This window comes from Thioclava sp. JM3 (genome assembly GCF_002213185.1).
Lineage (GTDB): Bacteria > Pseudomonadota > Alphaproteobacteria > Rhodobacterales > Rhodobacteraceae > Thioclava > Thioclava nitratireducens.
The window spans coordinates 287,183-308,251 of record NZ_NBOB01000002.1 but is presented as its reverse complement, the minus strand read 5'-3'; the positions used below and the strand labels follow the sequence as shown (position 1 = coordinate 308,251).

General features: G+C 65.0%; 21 protein-coding genes and 2 tRNA genes. 11 read left to right on the top strand and 12 right to left on the bottom strand.

The window, feature by feature from the left end; all coding sequences use genetic code 11:
- The first annotated feature begins 105 nt into the window (after positions 1-105).
- The 4 genes from B6V73_RS04820 to lpdA all read left to right on the top strand — a co-directional run bounded on the left by B6V73_RS04820 (position 106) and on the right by lpdA (position 6,534).
- The gene (locus tag B6V73_RS04820; RefSeq protein WP_075776194.1) at positions 106-3,060 is read left to right on the top strand and encodes a 2-oxoglutarate dehydrogenase E1 component; all 2,955 of its coding nucleotides are present in this window, start codon (positions 106-108) and stop codon (positions 3,058-3,060) included.
- Between the two features lie 4 nt (positions 3,061-3,064).
- Positions 3,065-4,597, top strand: a complete 1,533-nt coding sequence (gene odhB / locus B6V73_RS04815; protein WP_088719089.1) for a 2-oxoglutarate dehydrogenase complex dihydrolipoyllysine-residue succinyltransferase — start codon at positions 3,065-3,067, stop codon at positions 4,595-4,597.
- Positions 4,598-4,704: 107 nt separating this feature from the next.
- Entirely contained in the window at positions 4,705-5,097 is a 393-nt protein-coding gene (locus B6V73_RS04810) for an MAPEG family protein (RefSeq protein WP_075776196.1), read from the top strand.
- A 48-nt stretch (positions 5,098-5,145) separates the two neighbouring features.
- Positions 5,146-6,534, top strand: coding sequence for a dihydrolipoyl dehydrogenase (lpdA, locus tag B6V73_RS04805; RefSeq protein WP_075776197.1), 1,389 nt, complete (start codon positions 5,146-5,148; stop codon positions 6,532-6,534).
- Positions 6,535-6,626: 92 nt separating this feature from the next.
- Here the strand turns inward: lpdA and B6V73_RS04800 are convergent, their stop codons facing one another.
- From B6V73_RS04800 to B6V73_RS04790, 3 genes are all read right to left on the bottom strand, one after another.
- Positions 6,627-7,130 carry an acyl-CoA thioesterase gene (locus tag B6V73_RS04800; RefSeq protein ID WP_075776198.1) on the bottom strand — a complete coding sequence of 168 codons (504 nt, stop codon included), beginning with the start codon at positions 7,128-7,130 and terminating at the stop codon, positions 6,627-6,629.
- A 72-nt stretch (positions 7,131-7,202) separates the two neighbouring features.
- Positions 7,203-9,653, bottom strand: coding sequence for an ATP-dependent helicase HrpB (hrpB, locus tag B6V73_RS04795; protein WP_240504098.1), 2,451 nt, complete (start codon positions 9,651-9,653; stop codon positions 7,203-7,205).
- Between the two features lie 7 nt (positions 9,654-9,660).
- Positions 9,661-10,413 carry a DUF3108 domain-containing protein gene (locus tag B6V73_RS04790; RefSeq protein ID WP_088719092.1) on the bottom strand — a complete coding sequence of 251 codons (753 nt, stop codon included), beginning with the start codon at positions 10,411-10,413 and terminating at the stop codon, positions 9,661-9,663.
- A gap of 130 nt (positions 10,414-10,543) precedes the next feature.
- Between B6V73_RS04790 and meaB the strand changes: the two genes are divergently transcribed.
- Positions 10,544-11,530 carry a methylmalonyl Co-A mutase-associated GTPase MeaB gene (gene meaB, locus B6V73_RS04785; protein WP_088724666.1) on the top strand — a complete coding sequence of 329 codons (987 nt, stop codon included), beginning with the start codon at positions 10,544-10,546 and terminating at the stop codon, positions 11,528-11,530.
- A 17-nt stretch (positions 11,531-11,547) separates the two neighbouring features.
- Here the strand turns inward: meaB and B6V73_RS04780 are convergent, their stop codons facing one another.
- The 5 genes from B6V73_RS04780 to B6V73_RS04760 all read right to left on the bottom strand — a co-directional run bounded on the left by B6V73_RS04780 (position 11,548) and on the right by B6V73_RS04760 (position 14,420).
- Positions 11,548-12,108 (bottom strand): copper chaperone PCu(A)C, encoded by a 561-nt coding sequence (locus B6V73_RS04780; RefSeq protein WP_075776202.1) that lies wholly within the window; start codon positions 12,106-12,108, stop codon positions 11,548-11,550.
- Positions 12,109-12,147: 39 nt separating this feature from the next.
- On the bottom strand, positions 12,148-12,501 hold the full coding sequence (locus tag B6V73_RS04775; RefSeq protein ID WP_088719094.1) for a hypothetical protein: 354 nt from the start codon (positions 12,499-12,501) through the stop codon (positions 12,148-12,150).
- Positions 12,502-12,614: 113 nt separating this feature from the next.
- Positions 12,615-12,902, bottom strand: a complete 288-nt coding sequence (rpmB, locus tag B6V73_RS04770) for a 50S ribosomal protein L28 (RefSeq protein WP_088724665.1) — start codon at positions 12,900-12,902, stop codon at positions 12,615-12,617.
- 182 nt (positions 12,903-13,084) lie between these two features.
- Positions 13,085-13,741: a GntR family transcriptional regulator gene (locus B6V73_RS04765; protein WP_075776205.1), complete on the bottom strand. Its 657-nt coding sequence runs from the start codon at positions 13,739-13,741 to the stop codon at positions 13,085-13,087.
- A gap of 31 nt (positions 13,742-13,772) precedes the next feature.
- Positions 13,773-14,420: a SprT family zinc-dependent metalloprotease gene (locus B6V73_RS04760; RefSeq protein ID WP_240496915.1), complete on the bottom strand. Its 648-nt coding sequence runs from the start codon at positions 14,418-14,420 to the stop codon at positions 13,773-13,775.
- A 191-nt stretch (positions 14,421-14,611) separates the two neighbouring features.
- Here B6V73_RS04760 and B6V73_RS04755 point away from each other — a divergent pair, with 191 nt between their 5' ends.
- The gene (locus B6V73_RS04755; protein WP_075776207.1) at positions 14,612-14,938 is read left to right on the top strand and encodes an FYDLN acid domain-containing protein; all 327 of its coding nucleotides are present in this window, start codon (positions 14,612-14,614) and stop codon (positions 14,936-14,938) included.
- A gap of 261 nt (positions 14,939-15,199) precedes the next feature.
- Positions 15,200-15,275, top strand: a tRNA-Ala gene (locus B6V73_RS04750).
- 506 nt (positions 15,276-15,781) lie between these two features.
- Here B6V73_RS04750 and B6V73_RS04745 read toward each other — a convergent pair.
- From B6V73_RS04745 to B6V73_RS04730, 4 genes are all read right to left on the bottom strand, one after another.
- The gene (locus tag B6V73_RS04745; RefSeq protein ID WP_088724664.1) at positions 15,782-16,750 is read right to left on the bottom strand and encodes a class 1 fructose-bisphosphatase; all 969 of its coding nucleotides are present in this window, start codon (positions 16,748-16,750) and stop codon (positions 15,782-15,784) included.
- A gap of 61 nt (positions 16,751-16,811) precedes the next feature.
- On the bottom strand, positions 16,812-17,075 hold the full coding sequence (locus B6V73_RS21075) for an RpiB/LacA/LacB family sugar-phosphate isomerase (protein WP_240504097.1): 264 nt from the start codon (positions 17,073-17,075) through the stop codon (positions 16,812-16,814).
- Positions 17,076-17,202: 127 nt separating this feature from the next.
- Positions 17,203-17,279: transfer RNA gene (locus B6V73_RS04735), tRNA-Arg, on the bottom strand.
- Between the two features lie 146 nt (positions 17,280-17,425).
- A complete protein-coding gene (locus tag B6V73_RS04730) occupies positions 17,426-18,850 on the bottom strand; it encodes a HAMP domain-containing sensor histidine kinase (RefSeq protein ID WP_088724663.1) in 1,425 nt (474 codons plus the stop codon).
- 305 nt (positions 18,851-19,155) lie between these two features.
- Here B6V73_RS04730 and rpmH point away from each other — a divergent pair, with 305 nt between their 5' ends.
- From rpmH to ttcA, 4 genes are all read left to right on the top strand, one after another.
- Positions 19,156-19,290, top strand: coding sequence for a 50S ribosomal protein L34 (rpmH, locus tag B6V73_RS04725; protein WP_075776231.1), 135 nt, complete (start codon positions 19,156-19,158; stop codon positions 19,288-19,290).
- 130 nt (positions 19,291-19,420) lie between these two features.
- Positions 19,421-19,849 (top strand): ribonuclease P protein component, encoded by a 429-nt coding sequence (rnpA, locus tag B6V73_RS04720; protein ID WP_077701152.1) that lies wholly within the window; start codon positions 19,421-19,423, stop codon positions 19,847-19,849.
- Entirely contained in the window at positions 19,846-20,136 is a 291-nt protein-coding gene (gene yidD, locus B6V73_RS04715; protein WP_075776232.1) for a membrane protein insertion efficiency factor YidD, read from the top strand. Before rnpA ends, yidD begins: the two co-directional genes overlap by 4 nt.
- Entirely contained in the window at positions 20,129-21,010 is an 882-nt protein-coding gene (gene ttcA / locus B6V73_RS04710; RefSeq protein WP_088719098.1) for a tRNA 2-thiocytidine(32) synthetase TtcA, read from the top strand. Before yidD ends, ttcA begins: the two co-directional genes overlap by 8 nt.
- Positions 21,011-21,069 lie beyond the last annotated feature (59 nt).

Sequence of the window (21,069 nt, the reverse complement as noted above, 5' to 3'; positions counted from 1 at the left end):
CCGCCACCGCCTCGCGTGCCCCGCGCTTAGCGCGCTCTTCAACGGGCCGGCGATAAACGTTCGAGTTCCCGCAGATCCCTGTTTCACCGACCGAAGGTGAGGAAAATGACCGACCAATCCCCCAACGACCAGTTCAATGCCTCGCAGTTCCTGCAAGGCGCGAATGCCGAATATGTCGAGCAGCTTTATGCGAAGTTTGCCGAAGATCCGTCTTCGGTCGATACCGCCTGGGCTGCCTTCTTCGCCTCGCTCGGTGATCCCGATCAGGACGTGAGAAAATCCGCCGAAGGCGCAAGCTGGGAGCGTCGCGACTGGCCGCCGATGGCAGCCGACGATCTGACTGCGGCGCTGACCGGCGAATGGCCCGCCCCCGCCGAGGGCAAGGCCGCTGGCGACAAGATCAAGAAGAAGGCTGCCGAGGCCGGCGTCGCGGTCGACGAGGCGGCGGTCAAACGCGCCGTGCTGGACTCGATCCGCGCGCTGATGATCATCCGCGCCTACCGTATCCGCGGTCACCTCGCCGCCGATCTCGACCCGCTGGGGATGCGCGACACCGGCCAGCATCCGGAGCTCGATCCGAAGAGCTACGGCTTCACCGATGCCGACATGGATCGTCCGATCTTCATCGACAACGTGCTCGGCCTCGAGATCGCCTCGATGCGCCAGATCATGGATATCGTGAAGCGCACCTATTGCGGCACTTTCGCGCTGCAATACATGCACATCTCCGATCCCGAGCAATCGGCCTGGCTGAAAGAGCGTATCGAAGGCTACGGCAAGGAAATCACCTTCACCAAGACCGGCCGCCGGGCGATCCTCAACAAGCTCGTCGAGGCCGAAGGCTTCGAGAAGTTCCTGCACGTCAAGTACATGGGCACCAAGCGGTTCGGCCTCGACGGTGGCGAAGCGCTGATCCCGGCGATGGAGCAGATCATCAAGCGGGGCGGCCAGCTCGGCCTGCAAGAGGTCGTGGTCGGCATGCCCCACCGCGGTCGCCTCTCGGTCCTCGCGAACGTCCTGCAAAAACCCTACCGCGCGATCTTCCACGAATTCCAGGGCGGCTCGTTCAAGCCCGAGGACGTGGACGGCTCCGGCGACGTGAAATACCACCTCGGCGCCTCCGCCGACCGTGAGTTCGACGGCAACAAGGTCCACCTGTCGCTGACCGCGAACCCCTCGCACCTTGAGGCGGTGAACCCGGTCGCACTCGGCAAGGTCCGCGCCAAGCAAGATCAGCTGGCCGACCGTTCGGACCGCTCCAAGGTCGTCTCGGTGCTGCTGCACGGTGATGCAGCCTTCGCCGGTCAAGGCGTCGTGGCCGAGTGCTTCCAGCTCTCGGGCATTCGCGGTCACCGCACCGGCGGCACGATCCACCTCGTCGTCAACAACCAGATCGGCTTCACGACCGCGCCGCACTTCTCGCGCACCTCGCCCTACCCGACCGATCTCGCGCTGATGGTGGAAGCCCCGATCTTCCACGTGAACGGCGACGATCCCGAGGCCGTTGTGCACGCCGCCCGCGTCGCGACCGAGTTCCGTCAGAAGTTCCACAAGGACGTCGTGATCGACATCTTCTGCTACCGCCGCTTCGGTCACAACGAAGGCGACGAGCCAATGTTCACCAACCCGGTGATGTACAAGTCGATCAAGACCCACAAGACCACGCTGCAACTCTACACCGAGCGTCTGGTGGCCGACGGCCTGATCCCCGAGGGCGAGATCGAGGATATGAAAGCCTCGTTCCAGTCGCATCTCAACGAGGAGTTCGAGGCCGGCAAGGTCTTCAAACCGAACAAGGCCGACTGGCTCGACGGTCGCTGGTCCGGCATGGAGCGGGAAAAGAGCGAATACGAGCGCGGCACCACCGCGATTTCGCCCGACACTCTCGAGGAGGTCGGCAAGGCGCTCGTGACCGCGCCCGAGGGCTTTGCCCTGCACAAGACGGTGCAGCGTCTGCTCGACAACAAGAAGCAGATGTTCGAGACCGGCAAGGGCTTCGACTGGGCGACCGCCGAGGCGCTGGCCTTCGGCTCGCTCGTGACCGAGGGCTACCCTGTCCGCCTGTCGGGTCAGGACGCCACCCGTGGTACCTTCTCGCAGCGCCACTCGGCCTTCGTGAACCAGGAGAACGAGGACCGCTATTACCCGCTCAACCACATCCGTGAGGGTCAGGCCCGCTACGAGGTGATCGACTCGATGCTCAGCGAATACGCGGTGCTCGGGTTCGAATACGGCTACTCTCTGGCGGAACCGAAGGCGCTGACGCTCTGGGAAGCCCAGTTCGGCGATTTCGCCAACGGCGCGCAGATCATGTTCGACCAGTTCATCAACTCGGGCGAGCGGAAATGGCTGCGCATGTCGGGCCTCGTCTGCCTGCTGCCGCACGGCTTCGAAGGTCAGGGCCCCGAGCACAGCTCGGCCCGTCTGGAGCGCTTCCTGCAACTGTCGGCGGAAGATAACTGGATCGTCGCGAACTGCACGACGCCGGCGAACTACTTCCACATCCTGCGCCGCCAGATCCACCGCGACTTCCGCAAGCCGCTGATCCTGATGACGCCGAAATCGCTGCTGCGTCACCCGAAGGCCGTCTCCACGGCGGAGGAGTTCACCACCGGCTCGAGCTTCCACCGCGTCCTGTGGGACGATGCAGAGCGCGGCAATTCGGATCTGGAGCTGAAGGCCGACGACAAGATCAAGCGCGTCGTGATGTGCTCGGGCAAGGTCTATTACGACCTGCTCGCGCAGCGCGACGAGCGTGGGCTCGACGATGTCTACCTGCTGCGTCTGGAACAGTTCTACCCGTTCCCCGCGCAGGCGGTCACCAAAGAGCTGACCCGCTTCAAAAATGCCGAGATCGTCTGGTGCCAAGAGGAGCCGAAAAACCAGGGCGCCTGGTTCTTCGTCGAACCCTATATCGAATGGGTCCTCGCCAAGATCGACGCGAAACATGCCCGTGCGCGCTATGCCGGCCGCGCGGCGTCCGCCTCGCCCGCGACGGGTCTGGCAAGCCGCCACAAGGCCGAGCAAGACGCGCTCGTCAACGATGCACTGGAGGGTTGAATAGATGTCCACTGAAGTCCGCGTTCCCACGCTCGGCGAGAGCGTCACGGAAGCCACCGTCGCCACCTGGTTCAAGAAGCCCGGCGACACCGTGGCCGCCGACGAGATGCTCTGCGAGCTCGAAACCGACAAGGTGACCGTCGAAGTGCCGAGCCCCGCAGCCGGCACGCTCGGCGAGATCGTCGCCGCCGAAGGCGAGACCGTCGGCGTCGATGCGCTTCTCGCGACGATCGAAGAGGCTGGCGCCAGCCCCGCGCCGAAGAAAGAAGACAAACCGGCGGAAAAACCCGCCCAACAGCCCCAATCGAACGAGGGAAAGATGACCGACGTGATGGTGCCCAGCCTTGGTGAATCGGTCACCGAGGCAACTGTGTCGACGTGGTTCAAGAAGGTCGGAGACACGGTCGCGGCCGACGAGATGCTCTGCGAGCTGGAAACCGACAAGGTCTCGGTCGAAGTGCCGTCGCCCGCTGCTGGCGTTCTCAAAGAGATCGTCGCCGAGGAAGGCACGACCGTCGACGCCTCGGCCAAGCTGGCCGTGATCGCCGAGGGCGAAAGCGGTGGAACCGCCGCCAGCGCGCCCGCCAAGGAAGAGACCAAATCCGAAGCCCCCGCCGCTGGCGGCAAGGGCGGCAAGGATGTCGAGGATGCGCCGTCCGCCAAGAAGCTGATGGCGGAGAAGGGCATCGACCCGGCTTCCGTTCAGGGTTCGGGCAAGGATGGCCGGATCATGAAGGAAGACGTGGCCAAGGCCGAAAGCGCGCCGAAGCAGGCCTCGGTTTCCGTCGCCTCGACGCCCTCGCAGGCGCCGCGCGGTCCGGTCAATGCCGATGACGCGTCGCGCGAAGAGCGCGTGAAGATGACCCGCCTGCGTGCGACCATCGCCAAGCGCCTCAAGGACTCGCAGAACACGGCCGCGATGCTGACCACCTATAACGAGGTGGACATGTCGGGCGTCATGAACCTGCGCAACGAGTACAAGGACCTGTTCCTCAAGAAGCACGGCGTGAAGCTCGGCTTCATGTCCTTCTTCGTGAAGGCCTGCTGCCACGCGCTGAAAGAGGTCCCGGAAGTGAACGCCGAGATCGACGGCAACGAGATCGTCTACAAAAACTACGTCCACATGGGCGTGGCCGTGGGCACCCCGAACGGCCTCGTCGTGCCGGTCGTGCGCGACGCCGACCAGATGGGCTTCGCCTCGATCGAGAAGACGATCGCCGAGATGGGCACCCGCGCCCGTGACGGCAAACTCTCGATGGCCGAGATGCAGGGCGGTTCCTTCACCATCTCGAACGGCGGCGTCTATGGCTCCCTGATGTCCTCGCCGATCCTCAACCCGCCGCAATCGGGCATCCTCGGCATGCACAAGATCCAGGAACGTCCGATGGTCGAGAACGGCCAGATCGTCATCAAGCCGATGATGTATCTCGCACTCAGCTACGACCACCGCATCGTCGACGGCAAAGGCGCCGTGACCTTCCTCGTGCGCGTCAAGGAAGCGCTGGAAGACCCGCGCCGCCTGCTGATGGATCTGTAAGACCGGAACGAAGGCGGCATCCCCTGCCCCTTCGCTCTTGCTAAATATCCTCGGGGGGTCCGGGGGGCAGACAGCCCCCGGTCCTCCCTCACCTCCGGGAGCGACCGATGACCCCCGAACTGACCGTGCTCATACTCGCGATCCTGCTCCATCTGGGGCTGATGGTGGCGTATTCGGTGAAGGCCAATACCGAGCTCGGCACAAAATACCCCGTTTCCCCGCGCGACAAGACGCCGCCGCCGATCTCGACCCTGCTCGGACGGCTGCAGCGCGCGATGAACAACTCCTTCGAGGGGCTCATTCTCTTCGCCCCCGTCGCGCTGGTCATCGGACTGACCGGACAATCGAGCGCCGCCACCGTGGCCTTCGCCTGGATCTTCCTGATCGCGCGGCTCCTCTACATTCCGTCCTATCTGCTGGGCTGGGTGCCGTGGCGCTCGCTCATCTGGGGCTTTTCCTTCTTCGCAATTCTGGCGCTGGCGATTGCCGCGCTGATCTGACCTCCCGGCGCGAGGCCTGCTCGCGCCCCAACCCAAGGAGCAAGAATAATGGCTGACTATGATGTGATCGTGATCGGCGGCGGCCCGGGCGGCTATGTCTGCGCCATCCGCTGCGCCCAGCTGGGCCTGAAGACCGCCTGTGTGGAAGGCCGCGAAAGCCTCGGCGGCACCTGCCTCAACGTGGGCTGCATCCCGTCCAAGGCGCTGCTGCACGCCACCCATGAACTGCACGAAGCCGAGCATAACTTCGCCAAGATGGGCCTGAAGGGCAAATCGCCTTCGGTCGATTGGAAGCAGATGCTGACCTACAAGCAGGAAGTCATCGACGGCAACACCAAGGGCATCGAGTTCCTGTTCAAGAAGAACAAGATCGACTGGATCAAGGGCTGGGGTTCGATCCCCGAGGCCGGCAAGGTTAAAGTGGGCGACGACGTCCATAACGCCAAGTCGATCGTGATCGCCACCGGCTCCGAGCCGTCGTCGCTGCCGGGCATCGAGATCGACGAGAAAACCGTCGTGACCTCGACCGGCGCGCTGTCGTTGAACAAGATCCCGAAGTCGATGGTCGTGATCGGCGCGGGCGTCATCGGTCTGGAAATGGGCTCGGTCTATGCTCGTCTCGGCGCGGATGTCACCGTCGTGGAATATCTCGACGCAATCACCCCCGGCATGGACGGCGAGGTCTCGAAGAACTTCCAGAAGATCCTGACCAAGCAGGGACTGAAATTCGTCATGGGCGCCGCCGTCCAGAGCGTCGACGTGAAGAACGGCAAGGCCACGGTGAACTACCAGCTGCGCAAGGATGAGAGCAACGCGTCGATCGAGGCCGAGACCGTCCTCGTCGCGACCGGCCGCAAGCCCTATACCGACGGTCTGGGACTTGAAGGCGTGGGTGTGGAGATGCTGCCGCGCGGTCAGGTAAAGACTGACGCGCACTGGCAGACCACCGCCAAGGGCATCTACGCGATCGGTGACGCGGTCACCGGCCCGATGCTCGCCCACAAGGCCGAGGACGAAGGCATGGCTGTTGCCGAAGTCATCGCGGGCAAGCATGGTCACGTGAACTACGAAGTGATCCCGAGCGTGATCTACACCAGCCCGGAAGTCGCCTCGGTCGGTCAGACCGAAGAGGCGCTCAAGCAGGACGGTCGCGCCTACAAGGTCGGCAAGTTCTCCTTCATGGGCAATGGCCGCGCCAAGGCCGTGTTCCAGTCGGACGGCTTCGTGAAGCTGATCGCGGACAAGGAAACCGACCGCATCCTCGGCTGCCACATCATCGGCCCGGGCGCGGGCGACCTGATCCACGAAATCTGCGTGGCGATGGAATTCGGCGCCTCGGCACAGGACGTGGCGCTGACCTGCCACGCTCACCCGACCTTCTCCGAGGCCGTTCGCGAAGCCGCACTGGCCTGCGGCGACGGCGCGATCCACGCCTGATCGGCAAGGGTCGAGAGAAACGTGAAAGGGCGCCCCGCGGGGCGCCCTTTTCGTTTGGCGCGGTGGCCCGAACTCCGGTCACTAGCCCAGGCTTAGCCCTCGCCGTGATCCGCAGCCGCATCCATCTTCGCGGCGAATTCACGGCGCAGTTCCCGGCGGAGTTCGGCGGCGCGCCAGCGGTGGCGTTCCTCGTCCGTGTCGGGCTTCAGCGTCGGCACCTCTGCGGGCTTGCCGTTTTCATCCACCGCGACCATCGTGAAATAGCAGCTGTTCGTGTGTCGCCGCGTGCCCGCGGTGATGTTCTCGGCTTCGACGCGGATGCCGATCTCCATCGAGGTGCGGCCCGTATGGTTCACGCTGGCGCGAAACGTTACCAGCTCGCCCACGTTGATCGGTTGCTGGAAGGTCACCTGGTCGACCGACAGCGTCACCGCGTAGCGCTGCGAGTAGCGTGAGGCGAGCGAGAAGGCGACCCGGTCGAGCCAGTTCAGCAGCGCGCCGCCATGCACCTTGCCCGAAAAATTCGCCTGATCGGGCGTCATCAGCACGGTCATCTCGAGGCGCTTGCGGTCCTCGAAGGTCAGTGTTTCGGTCATGGTTTTCCCTCATTGCCTCGCGCCATATGCGCGAAAGCCTCTCGTAGGGTCAATCCGCGCGATGCGCATGGCTCACTTGCGCGGCTTCGCCCGCAGCGTCGGATCGGCCTCGCGCGGGTCCTCGGGCCACGGGTGCTTGGGGTAGCGCCCTCGCATATCCTTGCGCACATCGGCGTAAGAGCCCTCCCAGAACCCGGGCAGGTCCATCGTGACCTGAATGGGTTTGTGGCCGGGTGACAGCAGCGTGATCCTGAGCGGCAGGCGTTTCGGGCCGACCGTCGGATGGGTGGTGACGCCGAACATCTCCTGCAGACGGATCTCGATGCCCGGCGCCTCGCCAGCGTAGTCAATGGGCACACGACGGCCGAGCGGAGTTTCGAAATGCGCAGGGGCAAGACGGTCCACCAGCTGCATCTGCTCCCAGTCGAGCGCTGCGCGCAGCGGATCGGTGAGGTCGAGCTTGCGCAGGTCGGCCTCAGTCCTCGCCTTGCCGAGATAGGGCAGAAGCCAGTTCTCGGCGGAGGCCAAAAGCCCCTCATCGGAGAAATCGGGCAGATCGGCCCCCTGCCCGCGCAGCAGCTCCACCCGCGCCTGCAGCCGGCGCGCCGCCGCGCTCATCGGCAGGCCGATCTGGCGCAATCCTGCCAGCGCGCCTTGCGCCACCGCCTCGCGCGGGGCGTCTTTCCACACGCGATCGTCGAGGACCAGCGCGCCGAACCGCTCCTGCTTGCGCGCGATCACGCGGCCCTCTCGCTTGGACCAGTCGCAGACATCCTGCCATGCGATCTGATCCGCGTAGAGGCGACGAACCTCGGCCTCGGAGATCGCGATGCCTTGGCGCACTTTCGCCTCGCGCGGATCGCCGTCTAGATCGCTCACCACGATGAGGCGTTGCGCGCCCAGCGGATCGCCTTCGGCCACCACCGCCCCTTTGCCACCCGAGAGCACGTAGCGCGGCGCATTCCCCTTGCGGCGAAGCCCCACACGGTCAGGGTAAGCGAGCGCGAGTTGCTCGGCGGAGGAATAGGTCTCGGGCACTGCAGTGGCGAGGCGGGCCAGCCGCTTCGCCTCGGATCGGATACGCTCGATTGTGCCGCGATGGGGCGTATAGGGGTGGTGCGCCTCGAAGCGCTTCGGGTCGCGAATCGCGCTGAGCCGCAGCGTCAGGTCAGCGGGCGCGCCACGCAGCGGATCGCGTTCGGCCAGAAGGGCAGCAAGCGGTGCCGCCTCGGGGCCCGCGGTCAGCAGCATGTGCCCGAGGCGCGGGTGCAGCGGCAGTTTGGCGAGCTTGCGCCCGTGTTCCGTGATCAGCCCCGATTTCAGCGCGCCGAGTTCTTCCAGCAAAGCGCGCGCCTCGGTCATCGCAGGTGCAGGCGGCGGCGTCAGGAAAGCCAGATCGCCACCATCTGTACCCCAGACCGCGAGTTCCAGCGCGAGTCCGGTCAGGTCGGCGACCTCGATCTCGGGCGGGGCGAAGGCGGGCAGCGCGCCCTCCGCACCCTTGGTCCAGAGCCGGTAGCAGATGCCCTCGGCCACGCGGCCCGCGCGGCCCCGGCGCTGCTCGGCCTCGGCGCGGGAGACGGGCTCGGTCACCAATCGCGCCATGCCGGAGCTTGGATCGAAGCGCGCCCGGCGTGCGCGGCCGCCGTCGATCACGACGCGGATGTCTTCGATCGTCAGAGAGGTTTCCGCTATGGCTGTGGCGAGCACCAGTTTGCGGCCCGAGGGCGCGGGCGCGATGGCGGCGCGTTGGGCGGCGAATTCCATCGCGCCGAACAGCGGGCGGATCGCGATGTCAGGGGAAAGACAGCCCTTCAGCTGAGCTTCGACGCGGCGTATTTCACCCTCGCCCGGGAGGAAGGCCAGAAGGCTTCCGTCGGTCGCCTCAGCGGCCTCAGTGATCAGCCCGGCCATCGCGGCCTCAAACCGCATCGAACTGTCCACCGGACGGTCCAGCCAGCGCGTCTCGACCGGAAAGGCCCGCCCCTCGGACACCACGATCGGCGCATCGTCGAGCAATGCCGCCACCGGCTCTGCATCGAGCGTGGCGGACATCACCACCAGCGCCAGATCGGGCCTGAGCGCGCCGCGCACCTCCCAAGCCAGAGCCAGCCCCAGATCGGCATTGAGCGAGCGTTCGTGGAATTCGTCGAAGATCACGCAGCCGATGCCGGTCAATTCCGGGTCGGATTGCAGCACGCGCGTCAGGATGCCTTCAGTAACGACCTCTATCCGCGTGGATTTCGAGACCTTCGCCTCGCCCCGGATGCGGTAGCCGACCGTCTCGCCGACCTTTTCGCCCAAAGTGTCCGCCATACGCTCGGCGGCAGCGCGCGCGGCCAGACGGCGCGGCTCCAGCATGACGATCCGGCCCTCGATCTGGTCCAAGAGCGCGAGGGGCACGCGGGTCGTCTTGCCCGCGCCCGGCGGCGCCATCAGCACCGCGCGGCCATGCGATGAAAGCGCCGCCCGCAGATCGGGCAGCACCACGTCGATAGGAAGGGAAAGGCGGTCTGTGTTCACCCGCCCCTTATTGCCGAGTGAGGCGGCCTTTTCCATAGAGCGTATCAGTCTCGATCTTGTCGACCTGCAAACCGCCATTCGGGCTCGGCTCGTAATAGAGGGTGAAGGCGAAGCGGGACTTTTCCTTCATGTCCTTCTCGGAGAAGCCCGCGAGGCGGCGATATTCGCCCGAACAGACGATGTTCTTGCCATCGGGCTTGGGCTCGAAGAGCCGCACCTGCGAGCGCCGCGCGCCGTCATACATCTTCACGTCGAGCTTGCAGGCCTCGTCGCGCGGCACGTCGCGCAGCACCGCATAGAGCGCCGTCAGCGGGTCGACCGTGCCGCCCTGTTTCGCGGGATCGACATCCCGGGGCGAGGGCTTGCGCGGTGGCTGCTGACTGACGGAAACCGGCGTGCCGTTATTGTAGATGATCTGGTGCTTGGATTTGCGTCCCGGTGCGTCGTCGACCTCTGAATATTTCATCGGGGTGAACTTCTGACCGTCATAGAGGCCGGAGACACTGGCCGAAAACTTGATTTTCCGCAGCAGCCCCACGAGGCCCGCCGTCTGCAACACGCCGTTCGCGCCATAGGCACCGTCGGTGATCTTGCCGTTGATCGCCAGCTCACCCGCGCGGATGCCCTTGAGCACCACGTCGAAGACGATCTTGTCGCTCTGATCGGCGCGCGCCGGCGCCGCGCCCAAGGGCGCGACTAGCAACGCGGCGCTCAGCATCGCAGCCACCGGGCGCGACGCAAGGCTCGATAGAAATCTCATTGGCATCCTCTTGTCAGGAATTTCCCATTCGCTCTGGACATAGGTCGCAGGGTGCAGGCAAGTAACCGATAAGTCTTCACGTCTGATGTCATTTTTGACACGAATACCCAAAATCAGCGAAAGCCTGCCGATGACCGATCAAAGCCCCGCCGACCTCGCTCCGCGCATTCTCGCCTCCGATCGTCGCGCCCTGGCGCGTGCGATCACGCTGGTGGAATCCGGACGGGCGGAGCATCGCGCGCAGGCGGTCGAACTGCTCGATACGCTCGCAGGTGAAGGGCGTCAGGCGCTGCGGATCGGGCTTTCGGGCACGCCGGGAGTGGGCAAATCGACCTTCATCGAAGCCTTCGGGATGATGCTGACCGGCAAGGGGTTGAAGGTCGCCGTGCTGGCGGTCGATCCGTCCTCGGCCCGCTCAGGCGGCTCGATCCTCGGTGACAAGACCCGTATGGAACGTCTGTCGCGCGATCCCAACGCCTTCATCCGCCCCTCGCCCTCACAAGCGCATCTCGGCGGCGTCGCGCGACGCACCCGCGAAGCGGTGAGCCTCTGCGAGGCGGCGGGCTTCGACGTCGTGCTGATAGAGACCGTGGGCGTCGGCCAGTCCGAGACGCTGGTAGCCGAGATGGTCGACCTGTTCGTTCTGCTGATGGCCCCGGCTGGCGGCGACGAGCTGCAGGGCGTCAAGCGCGGCATCATGGAGATGGCCGACCTGATCTTGGTGAACAAGGCGGATGGCGATCTGAAACCGGCCGCCATGCGGACGGTCTCGGATTACTCGGGCGCGCTGCGGCTGCTGCGCAAGCGCCCGCAGGACCCCGAGGGTTTCCCGAAGGCGCTGCCGGTCTCGGCCATGGAGGAGAACGGGCTGGAGAAAGCATGGGAAGAAATGACCGCGCTAGCCGAATGGCGCCGCGCGAACGGACATTTCGATCAGCGCCGCGCCGAGCAGGCGCGGCACTGGTTCGAGGCTGAGGTCCGCGAGGGGCTCCTCGCGCGGTTGCGCCGGGATCCGGAGATCCGGGCGAAAATGCGCGAGTTGGGCGACGCGGTGGCCAGCGGTGAAAGCGCGGCCTCTGCAGCTGCGGCTGTGATGCTGGAGCAGCTGGGCGGCTGAGCGCCGCCCTGCCCGGCTTACATATCGCCTTCTTTCTTATCCATGGTGGGCTCGGTATGTTCCGGCTCGCCGTGGGTCACGTCTTCATGTGAAATCTCCGGTGTGGAGACAGGCGCGGGATCCTGCGCAGTCTCGGTCGGCTGATCGCGGCTCAGATCGACCGGGACGTCGACGACCATCAGTCCGGTTTTCTCGAAACGCAGATTGAGCGTGACCATGTCACCCTGATGGAGCGACTGCTTCAGCCCCATGAACATGACGTGATCGCCGCCCCGCTGCAGGACATGCTCGCCCTTGGCGGGAACCTCGAAGCCTTCCTTGACTTCGAGCATCTGCATCGCGCCGTTCGGTCCCTGCTTGTGCGTATGCAGTTCGACACGCGCGGCAACGTTCGAACTGACCGAGACGAGCCGGTCGTCGAGATCGGAGATGTTCTTGATCTCCATGAAGGCCGCCGCCGATTTCGACATCGGGGTCGAGACCCGGACATAAGGGTCGATGATCTGGATCTGGTCAGCGGCGAAGGCGGGGAGAGCGACGGCGATCAGCGCCGCGCTCATCAGGTATTTGCGGATCATTCATGTCTCCTGAGGCTGTATTCGTCTGAAGGCTGGGGATCAGACGGCTGCAGGCGGACCACGGGCGCGCGGCACCACGAAGGCCTGCGCCTGCGCGCTCTCGAGCTCGACCGTCTCGAGCCTGCGCCCCTCGCCCTGCGGCGGAGTCGGCAGGGCCGGCGCGACCGCGACGGCGGCCATCATCGCCAGCACCATGTCGGGACAGAGATGCACGGGGCCAGTCGGGTTGCCCTCGGCATCGACGCTGATCGTGGTCACGCCATAGCCGGTGCAGATCACCACCTCGCCCGCGACACGCGCCTGCCCGCGCGCAACCGCCATGGTCATGCTGGTCATGGCCAGCACGAGCGCCGCGACGATCCCGATCAGTAGCTTGAAGCGCGTCCTCCACATGGCGCTCACACTAGCGTGAGGATGTGACGATGGGAATGCGACAGTTCAGCCGAACAAAGCAAAAACCCCGCGCCTCGGCGCGGGGTTTTCGAAAATTCCGATCCGGAAAGGGATCAGGCGGCAGCCTGAGCTTTCGCGATCGCTTTCTTGATCTTCAGAGCGTTCACCGAGAGGTCCGCATCGTTCGCCTTGGCGAGGAACGCGTCGAGACCGCCGCGATGGTCCACCGAGCGCATGCCGGCTGCGGAAACGCGCAGCTTGAAGCTCTGGCCCAGAGTATCCGAGATCAGGGAAACATCGTTCAGGTTCGGCAGGAAGCGACGACGCGACTTGTTGTTCGCGTGGCTCACTTTGTTGCCCGTCGTGGGGCCCTTGCCGGTCAGTTCGCAAACGCGCGACATGGCATTCTTCCTTCGTTTCTTACCTGGCCGAAGTTACGCGAATCGCGCGCCCGGCCCCAACATGAAAAGGCGCCGCTTGGCAGCGCCCGAAAATCTGTTGGCGCGGAATACGGCCAATGGCGCCTCGCGTCAAGTCGCCCAGGCCGATTTTATCCACCTTCCCCACCGCTTCAGGGGCGGTTTCACCACCCGCGCTGAGCCAGATGGCGCAAACCCTGGGTCACATCGGTGCGCACGGCCAATCTCAGCGCCGGTTCGTCGCCCGCCCGCAGAGCGGAGAGAATCATCCGGTGATGGCGCGGCGGCTCGTTGCGCTGCAGCTTGGTATAGACCGCGCGCATCGTCGGCCCCAGCTGCAGCCAGACGGTCTCGATCACCGCGAGCATCGCGGGCGCCTGCGCGCGCAGATAGAGCGTGCGGTGGAATTCGAGGTTGGTGCGGATGTAGCCTACCGCATCCTGTTTCGCGACGGCCTCGGCATTGGCGACGTTGATCGCACCGAGACGGTCGATCAGCGCGAGGTGGGCGCGCGGCAGGGCACGGGCCGACAGTTCCGGCTCGATCAGCGCCCGCAGCGCGGCCAGCTCCTCGATCCGTTCGTTGGACAGCTCCGGCGTGGTTACCCGCCCCGAACTCGACAGCGTCAGCGCGCCTTCCGCAACCAGCCGCCGCAGCGCCTCGCGCGCGGGGGTCATGGAGACACCGTATTGCTTGCCCAAACCCCGCAACGTCAGCGCAGTGCCCGGCAGCAACTCCCCCACCATGATCTGCTGGCGCAAAGTGCGGTACAGCCGATCATGGGCGGCGGTCTCGATGGGGCGTGTGGAAATCGTGGTCATTCGCTTTTTGTGATCACGTTGCCGCCGCGGGTCAATCGCGAAACCGGATCGCATGGAGCGCGGAGCCTTCGCGCTTGAGCCATGCGCGCTCTGCCTTGAAGCTCGGCCGCAGGGATTCGACGACGCGCCAGAAGGCGGGCGAGTGATTCATCTCCTCCAGATGCGCGACCTCATGGGCCGCGACATAATCCAGCACGTCCGGCGGCGCCATGATCAACCGCCAGCTATAGGAGAGCGCCCCGGTCGAGCTGCAGGACCCCCAGCGCGAGCGGGTGTCGCGGATCGTGATCTTCGCGAAGTCACGCCCGATCTCGGAGGCGTAGCGCGCGGTCGCCGCATGCAGTCTCTGACGAGCTGCGTGTTTGAAGAAAGTCTCGACCCGCACGCCCAGCCGTGCCGGATCTTCGGGCACGAGGAGGCGCGCGCCGTCGATCTTCGGGCTGCGCAGCGACGCGGGTTCGAGCATCAGCATCTGCCCCTGGAAGGGGACAGCTTGTCCGAATCGCACGGCCTGCGCGGGCGGGATCGCCCCGAGCGTCTTGCGCAGCCATTCGGTTTGCGAGCGCGCGAAGGCCAGCGCCTCTCGCTCGGACGCGCCCCGCGGGATCGTGAGGGCCACCCGCCCGTCGACCCGCGACACCCGCAATGAGAACCTGCGCGCGCGACCGGAACGGCGCATCACCAACTCCACCTCGGGCAGTTCGGGAATGTGAGGTGGGCGGGACAGGGGCATTCTCCGGCAGGTTCGGTCACGAGGCGCGGCCATCGGGTCGCAGCCCCACAAGAAAGGCGCGAAAAGGCTTTGACACCCTGCGCGGCATGTGGCAGTTGGCTGCGACTCTGCTGGATATAAGTGCGCAGGAGAATTCCATGCCGAAAGAGGAATGGGGCGTCAAGCGTCTGTGCCCGCATTGCGCGAGCCGCTTTTACGACCTGAATAACGACCCGATGACCTGCCCGGTCTGCAACAACACCTTCACCCTCGAGGCTCTGACCTCGGGCAGCGGTCGCACGCTCGTGACCGACAAGACGTCGTCGCAGAAAGATGACGATGTCAATCTCGACGATGACGATCTCGACGACGATAACGGCGACGTGGATCTCGACGACGATCTGCTCGACGACGACGACGATGACGACAATGTCTCGCTCGATGACATCGCGGATGTCAGCACCGAGGACAAGGAAGACAACTGATCGGCTGGGCCGCTCGGACGAGAGATCAAGGCGCAACGGGAAACCGTCGCGCCTTTTTCTTTTTCCGGACGTGAGGCCGCGCCTTTCCCGCTCCCCCCTTGCCCCGACGCGCCCTCTACGCCAGCGCCGCTCAGGTGACGCACGGGAATACGCAGCGGACGAAAATTTCCCCCGCCTTCACAACAAATTCCTCTTGCGCCGCCCCGACGCTTTGCCTATACGCCTCCCCACACAGCGGGCCTGACCCGCTGGACCTCCGGTGGGGCCATAGCTCAGTTGGGAGAGCGCTTGAATGGCATTCAAGAGGTCAGGGGTTCGACTCCCCTTGGCTCCACCAAACAAACTTCCGAAAACGCATCCGATCACATCGCGCTTGTCGTGAGAAGCTTGCCGCGCGCCGGCGCGGTCCGGTCTCGCCGTGCGCTTAGGCTCCCCGCGCATAGGGCTTTCTTCGGCCAGCGAACGACACCGTGAGGACGTGGAGTGCGCGCCAACGCAGCCTTGTCGACCTCACTCGGTGCCAGCGCGCGCTTCGTGACGCGACCGACACAGGCGTTGTACTTCGTCGAGTAGCGTCCACCGAGGTCGACCTTTGCGCGCCGCCAACTCACTCGTGCGCGCGGTCTGTTCGTCGGAGAACGGCCGCCCGCGATCGCGACGATAGCTTCTTCGCGTTGGGGCTCGTAGCCCGTTGCGCGCCTTCGGACGGAAAGCGTGGTTTCTGCGGCATTCCGGGGCCACGGAGAAAATCGCTCAATATGTTGCCGCGCTTGTGGCTGGCCTCGACAGGCGACGCACTCAGCGCGCCGCCAGCAGCTGGCGTAGCGTGATGCGGGCCATAGGTCAGGTCTCCTCCGAAAGATATGTCTTGATGATCTCGACCTCTTCCGCCGCGCCGAACACGAGCGGCACGTTCTGATGCGGCGCCTCCGGCACGAGATCGAGGATGCGCTTGGTGCCATCGGTGGCGCGGCCGCCTGCCGCTTCGATCAGACAGGCGATCGGCACCGCCTCATAGGCCAGCCGCAGCCGCCCCCCTCGATACCCCTCGCGCCGGTCCGCCGGATAAAGGAACGCACCACCCTTGAGCAGGATACGGTGCAATTCACCGACCGCCGCCGCCAGCCAACGCATGTTGAAATCGCGCCCGCGCGGGCCCTCTGCCCCGGCGCGCAACTCGACGGCCCAGCGTTGCAGCCCCGGGCTCCAATGGCGCTCGTTCGAGGCGTTGTAGGCAATGGTCGACGCTTTGGGCGACAGCCGGACATCCTGCGCCGTCATGCGGAAGTCCTCGCCGTCATAGGTGGCGATCTGCACCCCCTGCCCGGCCGTGAACCCGAAATCCAGCGAATGCCCGAAGGAGGCATAACCCGCCGCGATCGCCTCCGAGCCCGGACGCCGGAAATCGGCAGGTCCGGTCGGATAGATCGCGAACAGCATCCCGAGCGGCGCGCCGATACCGATCGAGCCCGACCCGTCGATCGGATCGATCGCGAGATCGAATTGGCCTTCCGGGTCGAGCAGTTCGACCTCTTCGGCCTCTTCCGACAGCATGTGCCGCACACCCAGCCCGGCAAGCGCCGCAATGATGTGGTCATGCGCGCCAACATCGAGCGCCTTCTGCACATCGCCGCTCTCATTCTGACCACAGGGCGCGGCCGGATCGCCGGGCAACCTGCCCGCCGCGAGCCGCTGCTCGATCGGCGGCAAGGCATTCGCCAGCGCGGCGATGATCTCTCCAAGCCCGCCAGCAGGCAGGCAGTCACGCAGGTGCGCCGCCTGCGAGGGACGGTCGTTCGGCAAGGTCAGCATGTGGGAATTCCGTCAGTGAGTTGGGACCGGGCGGCGAACCGCCCGGCCCTCGGGAGTTCGCTCAGACCGTCGTGTGATACTTGGCGTCGACCGCGTCAATGGCCTGAACGTTGCCCGCCGATTTCCCCTCGGGATCGAAGGACGAGGACAGGAAGGCATCGACGATGTCTTTTGCGAGCTCCGCCCCCACGACCCGCGCGCCCATCGTGATGATATGCGCGTTGTTCGAGATGCCGCAGTCGGTCGCGACGCGCAAAGCCACGCAAATCGCACAGTCGAGCGCGAGGCCGGGTCCCGGCGGCGTGATACTCCGGACACCACGCACCTAAGCCTCTGCCATACGTCATGCGCAACGTCTGGGACTGCAGCCACGCCAGCGCTTGACAGCTATCACCGCGCGCGTAACCGCATCAGTGGCGTGCTGATCATCTATATTTCGGAAGGGAGAGAAATGGCGGACCCGGGACGATTCGAACGCCCGACCCCTTGATTCGTAGTCAAGTGCTCTATCCAGCTGAGCTACGGGTCCGCTTATGTGGGGCGATGTAACGGCCACGTCGGAGCGATGCAAGAGCAAATTCGCGGCAATTTCGCAAAACCGTCAAAATTCCCGGATGCCCTCGCGGCAGCCCTGCGGATGGGTGCATCGCTGCCGGCGCGAAACCCCGCACGGGCTCAGGAGATTGCGCCGCCGCCCTTCTCGGAGACACAATCCAACGCGACATCGGAGGGCAGGAAGATGCGAAACTCGGTGCCGCTCCCATCGGTCCGAACGAGGTCCAGCCGCCCGCCATGGCCACGAATCAACTCCGCGGCAATAGCGAGGCCGAGCCCCGTACCGCCCGCTCGGGTGCCCCCGGTGAACGGCTTGAAGAGATGTTCGCGGGCGGTCTCGGGCAGTCCGGGGCCGCTGTCCTGCACGCGAATCCACCAACCTTCGGAATTCTCGCCTGCGCCGATCTCTACCGTACCGTTCTTTCCGGTGGCCTCGATCGCCTGACGGGCATTGCGCACGAGGTTGTTGAGCACGCGGTAGAGCTGCTCGCGGTCGGCACGGATTACCAGGTTCGGCGGCATGTCGGTGACGAAATCGACGACCGGGCCTTCGCTCGGGTGTTCCTCGTTTTCCAGAACTTCCTGCGCCAGCTCGCCGAACATGAAGCGCGACAGCGTCGGCGGCGGCTCCTTGGCCTTGCCGAAGGCGAGCGTCGTTTCACACAGGTTGATCGCGCGCTCGATCGAGCCGGTCAGCTTCGGCGCCGCGCGCTTCACGCCGGGATCGTCCGAGCTTTCCATACGGTCGGCGAAGAGCTGCGCCGTGGTCAGGATGTTGCGCAGGTCGTGGCTGATCTTGGCGACCGCTTGCCCCAGCTGTGCGAGACGCTCCTTCTGGCGCAGCGACGCGGTGAGCTGCTGCTGCATCGAGGCCAAGGCCTCTTCCGCCACGCGCAGTTCCTCGACGCTGGCCTGCGGGGTTATGATACGCCGCGCGTCTTCGGGCGCGTCCGCGTAGGATGACATATGCGCTACAAGCCGCTTGATCGGCACGACCATCAGGCGCCGCACCAGCAGGAACAGCAGAACGGCGGTGATCACGGAGAAGACCGCGGAGATCGACAGGAGCCGTAGCCCGTATTCCACCATTGCGATCCGCATCGGCTCGGTCGCGAGCGTCACCTCGATCACGATGCCGCCCTTCTGCACCGGCTGCCCCAGCACCCGGATTACGCGATCCTCGGAATCGAAGAGCGCATGCACCGCGTCACGGATGCGCGTCCATTCGGTCGAATCGCGCAAATCGTAGGTTTCGGTCACGGGCGAGGGAATCGGAGAGGACAACACCAGCTGCCGCGCCGCATCCCTACGCAGCACGACGTTGAAGACGCCCGCGTTGGAGAGCAGTTCCTTTTCCAGATCGGGCGCGATGGTGGTGTCTGTGGTCAGTAGCGCGAGCGAGGCGATTTGCGCCCGCTCGAGTCGCGTAAGAAGATAGTCCTCACGGAAATTCGCCAGCCCCGGCAAAAGGATCAACGCCTCGGCGAGCACCACGAAAACCGTGGTCAGGATCAGAAACCGTCCTGAAAGAGTGTTCACTTTCATCGCCTATCAAACGCAGAGCCGCCCCGCAGCGTCGGCCTGTCCCCTTCACTGTCACTCTTGATGCACCGCCCGTCAGGATGCAAGGATGCCATCCTGCGCGTCAGCCGCTCTTTGTGCACAAGATAGGTGGCTCGCACGAAAGGCAAAACCCCGTGAGCGGTCACGATCCATGCGAAGCGACCGGAAAAGCCGGAAAAAACCCGCTTTCGCGAATTGACTTGCCGGGGAGAGGTCACTAAAGAGCGGCTTCGAAATGCTATCTGGCCCTCGAATCCTGTTTCTGGGCCCGAACCGGAGTGAAAACGATGAAACGCACGTTCCAGCCGTCGAACCTCGTTCGCGCCCGTCGCCACGGCTTCCGCAGCCGCATGGCCACGAAGGGTGGACGCCGGGTTCTCAACGCCCGTCGCGCGAAGGGCCGTAAGCGTCTGTCGGCTTAAGGCCGTTACAGCCGCGACTGGCTTTTGACGCCGCCGGATGCTTTTCGCAGGTCGGGCCCTCGGGTCGGATCGGTGAAAAGACCGGCGGCTTCGCTATTTTGCGCGCCGTTTATTCGCCGGAGGTCCCCTGATGGCCGCCATACGCTCAGATGATCCGACTCGCCCGACCGCGGTTCTGCGGCAGCGGGCGGATTTCCTGAAAGCGGCCTCGGCGCAGCGTAAGGGGATGCCCGGCTTTCTGCTGCAGGCGCGCAAACGCCGCGAAGACGAGCCCGTCGCCCCCGATCTGATCCGCGTGGGGTTCACCTGCTCGAAGAAGCTCGGCAATGCGGTGGCGCGCAATCGCGCGAAACGCCGCCTGCGCGAAATCGCCCGCGCCGTTCTGCCCAAGGCGGGTCGGCCGGGCTGGGACTATGTTCTGGTCGGGCGCCCCGAGGCGACCGCAACGCGCGACTTCGCCGCCATGCTGGCCGAATTCGAGACCGTGCTCACGATCATTCACGATTTGCCGATCACCCCGCCGAGACCGCGCAAACCCAAGGGGAGCAAACGCAAATGAGCCCCCTCGCCCGAATCCTCGCCCTGCCGGTTCATGCCTATCGCTTGCTGCTCAGCCCCTGGATGGGGCACGGCTGCCGCTACCAGCCGACTTGCTCGGTCTATGCGCTCGAAGCGCTCGAGAGGCACGGCGCACTGAAGGGGGGATGGCTTGCCGGGAAACGGCTCCTGAGCTGCCACCCCTGGGGCGGGCATGGCTACGACCCGGTGCCTGGCGCCGATCCCGAACATGACGCCGCCCATCGTTGCGCCCATGCGCATGACGCGAAGGACACTCCAGATGCTTGATGACGAAGACAGCCCGATCCATCCGCTTTTCGCAGGAGCGCCCTCGACGACCGAGTTCAAGAAACTGCGCAAGCGCATCGTGCGCGAAACCCGCGAGGCGATCGAGAAATACGGCATGATCGAACGCGGTCAACGCTGGCTGGTCTGCCTGTCGGGCGGCAAGGACAGCTACACGCTGCTGGCCGTGCTGCACGAGCTGCAATGGCGCGGGCTGCTGCCGGTGGAGCTGCTGGCCTGCAATCTCGATCAGGGCCAGCCGGGCTTCCCCGCGACCGTGCTTCCGGAATTCCTCGAGAAGATGGGCGTGCCGCACCGGATCGAATATCAGGACACCTATTCGATCGTGATGGACAAGGTCCCGCAGGGCCGCACCTATTGCGCGCTTTGCTCGCGGCTGCGGCGCGGCAACCTCTATCGCATCGCGCGCGAGGAAGGCTGCTCGGCCGTCGTGCTGGGTCATCACCGCGACGACATTCTCGAGACTTTCTTCATGAACCTGTTCCACGGCTCGCGCCTTGCGACGATGCCGCCCAAACTGCTGAATGAGGAAGGCGATCTCTTCGTCTATCGACCGCTCGCCTTCGTCGCGGAGGAGGATTGCGAGAAATTCGCCCGTGCGATGGACTATCCGATCATCCCTTGCGATCTCTGCGGCTCTCAGGACGGGTTGCAGCGCCAGCAGGTGAAGATGATGCTCGACGGCTGGGAGAAGAACGCCCCCGGCCGCCGCAACAAGATGTTCAAGGCGCTACTCAACGCGCGCCCCTCGCACCTGTGCGACCCCGCGATCTTCGATTTCGCGGGGCTCGAGCGGCGCGCGGAGAGTGAAGCGGATTTTAACGAAAACGTCCCGGTTTTGCGCGAGCGCGATTAACCGGCTGAATACCAATTGCGCCTAACCTCGCCGGCGAAGGGGGCTCCTGAGGGGCCTGC

Bases quoted from the DNA above. Each gene is read 5' to 3' on its own strand.
- B6V73_RS04790 (WP_088719092.1), bottom strand. From the start codon at position 10,413: ATGAGATTTCTATCGAGCCTTGCGTCGCGCCCGGTGGCTGCGATGCTG.
- B6V73_RS04780 (WP_075776202.1), bottom strand. From the start codon at position 12,108: ATGATCCGCAAATACCTGATGAGCGCGGCGCTGATCGCCGTCGCTCTC.
- B6V73_RS04800 (WP_075776198.1), bottom strand. From the start codon at position 7,130: ATGACCGAAACACTGACCTTCGAGGACCGCAAGCGCCTCGAGATGACC.
- B6V73_RS04760 (WP_240496915.1), bottom strand. From the start codon at position 14,420: ATGCGCCGTTCCGGTCGCGCGCGCAGGTTCTCATTGCGGGTGTCGCGG.
- B6V73_RS04765 (WP_075776205.1), bottom strand. From the start codon at position 13,741: ATGACCACGATTTCCACACGCCCCATCGAGACCGCCGCCCATGATCGG.
- odhB (WP_088719089.1), top strand. From the start codon at position 3,065: ATGTCCACTGAAGTCCGCGTTCCCACGCTCGGCGAGAGCGTCACGGAA.
- B6V73_RS04755 (WP_075776207.1), top strand. From the start codon at position 14,612: ATGCCGAAAGAGGAATGGGGCGTCAAGCGTCTGTGCCCGCATTGCGCG.
- B6V73_RS04730 (WP_088724663.1), bottom strand. From the start codon at position 18,850: ATGAAAGTGAACACTCTTTCAGGACGGTTTCTGATCCTGACCACGGTT.
- B6V73_RS04820 (WP_075776194.1), top strand. From the start codon at position 106: ATGACCGACCAATCCCCCAACGACCAGTTCAATGCCTCGCAGTTCCTG.
- rnpA (WP_077701152.1), top strand. From the start codon at position 19,421: ATGGCCGCCATACGCTCAGATGATCCGACTCGCCCGACCGCGGTTCTG.
- meaB (WP_088724666.1), top strand. From the start codon at position 10,544: ATGACCGATCAAAGCCCCGCCGACCTCGCTCCGCGCATTCTCGCCTCC.
- yidD (WP_075776232.1), top strand. From the start codon at position 19,846: ATGAGCCCCCTCGCCCGAATCCTCGCCCTGCCGGTTCATGCCTATCGC.
- ttcA (WP_088719098.1), top strand. From the start codon at position 20,129: ATGCTTGATGACGAAGACAGCCCGATCCATCCGCTTTTCGCAGGAGCG.
- B6V73_RS04745 (WP_088724664.1), bottom strand. From the start codon at position 16,750: ATGCTGACCTTGCCGAACGACCGTCCCTCGCAGGCGGCGCACCTGCGT.
- rpmH (WP_075776231.1), top strand. From the start codon at position 19,156: ATGAAACGCACGTTCCAGCCGTCGAACCTCGTTCGCGCCCGTCGCCAC.
- B6V73_RS04810 (WP_075776196.1), top strand. From the start codon at position 4,705: ATGACCCCCGAACTGACCGTGCTCATACTCGCGATCCTGCTCCATCTG.
- B6V73_RS04775 (WP_088719094.1), bottom strand. From the start codon at position 12,501: ATGTGGAGGACGCGCTTCAAGCTACTGATCGGGATCGTCGCGGCGCTC.
- rpmB (WP_088724665.1), bottom strand. From the start codon at position 12,902: ATGTCGCGCGTTTGCGAACTGACCGGCAAGGGCCCCACGACGGGCAAC.
- lpdA (WP_075776197.1), top strand. From the start codon at position 5,146: ATGGCTGACTATGATGTGATCGTGATCGGCGGCGGCCCGGGCGGCTAT.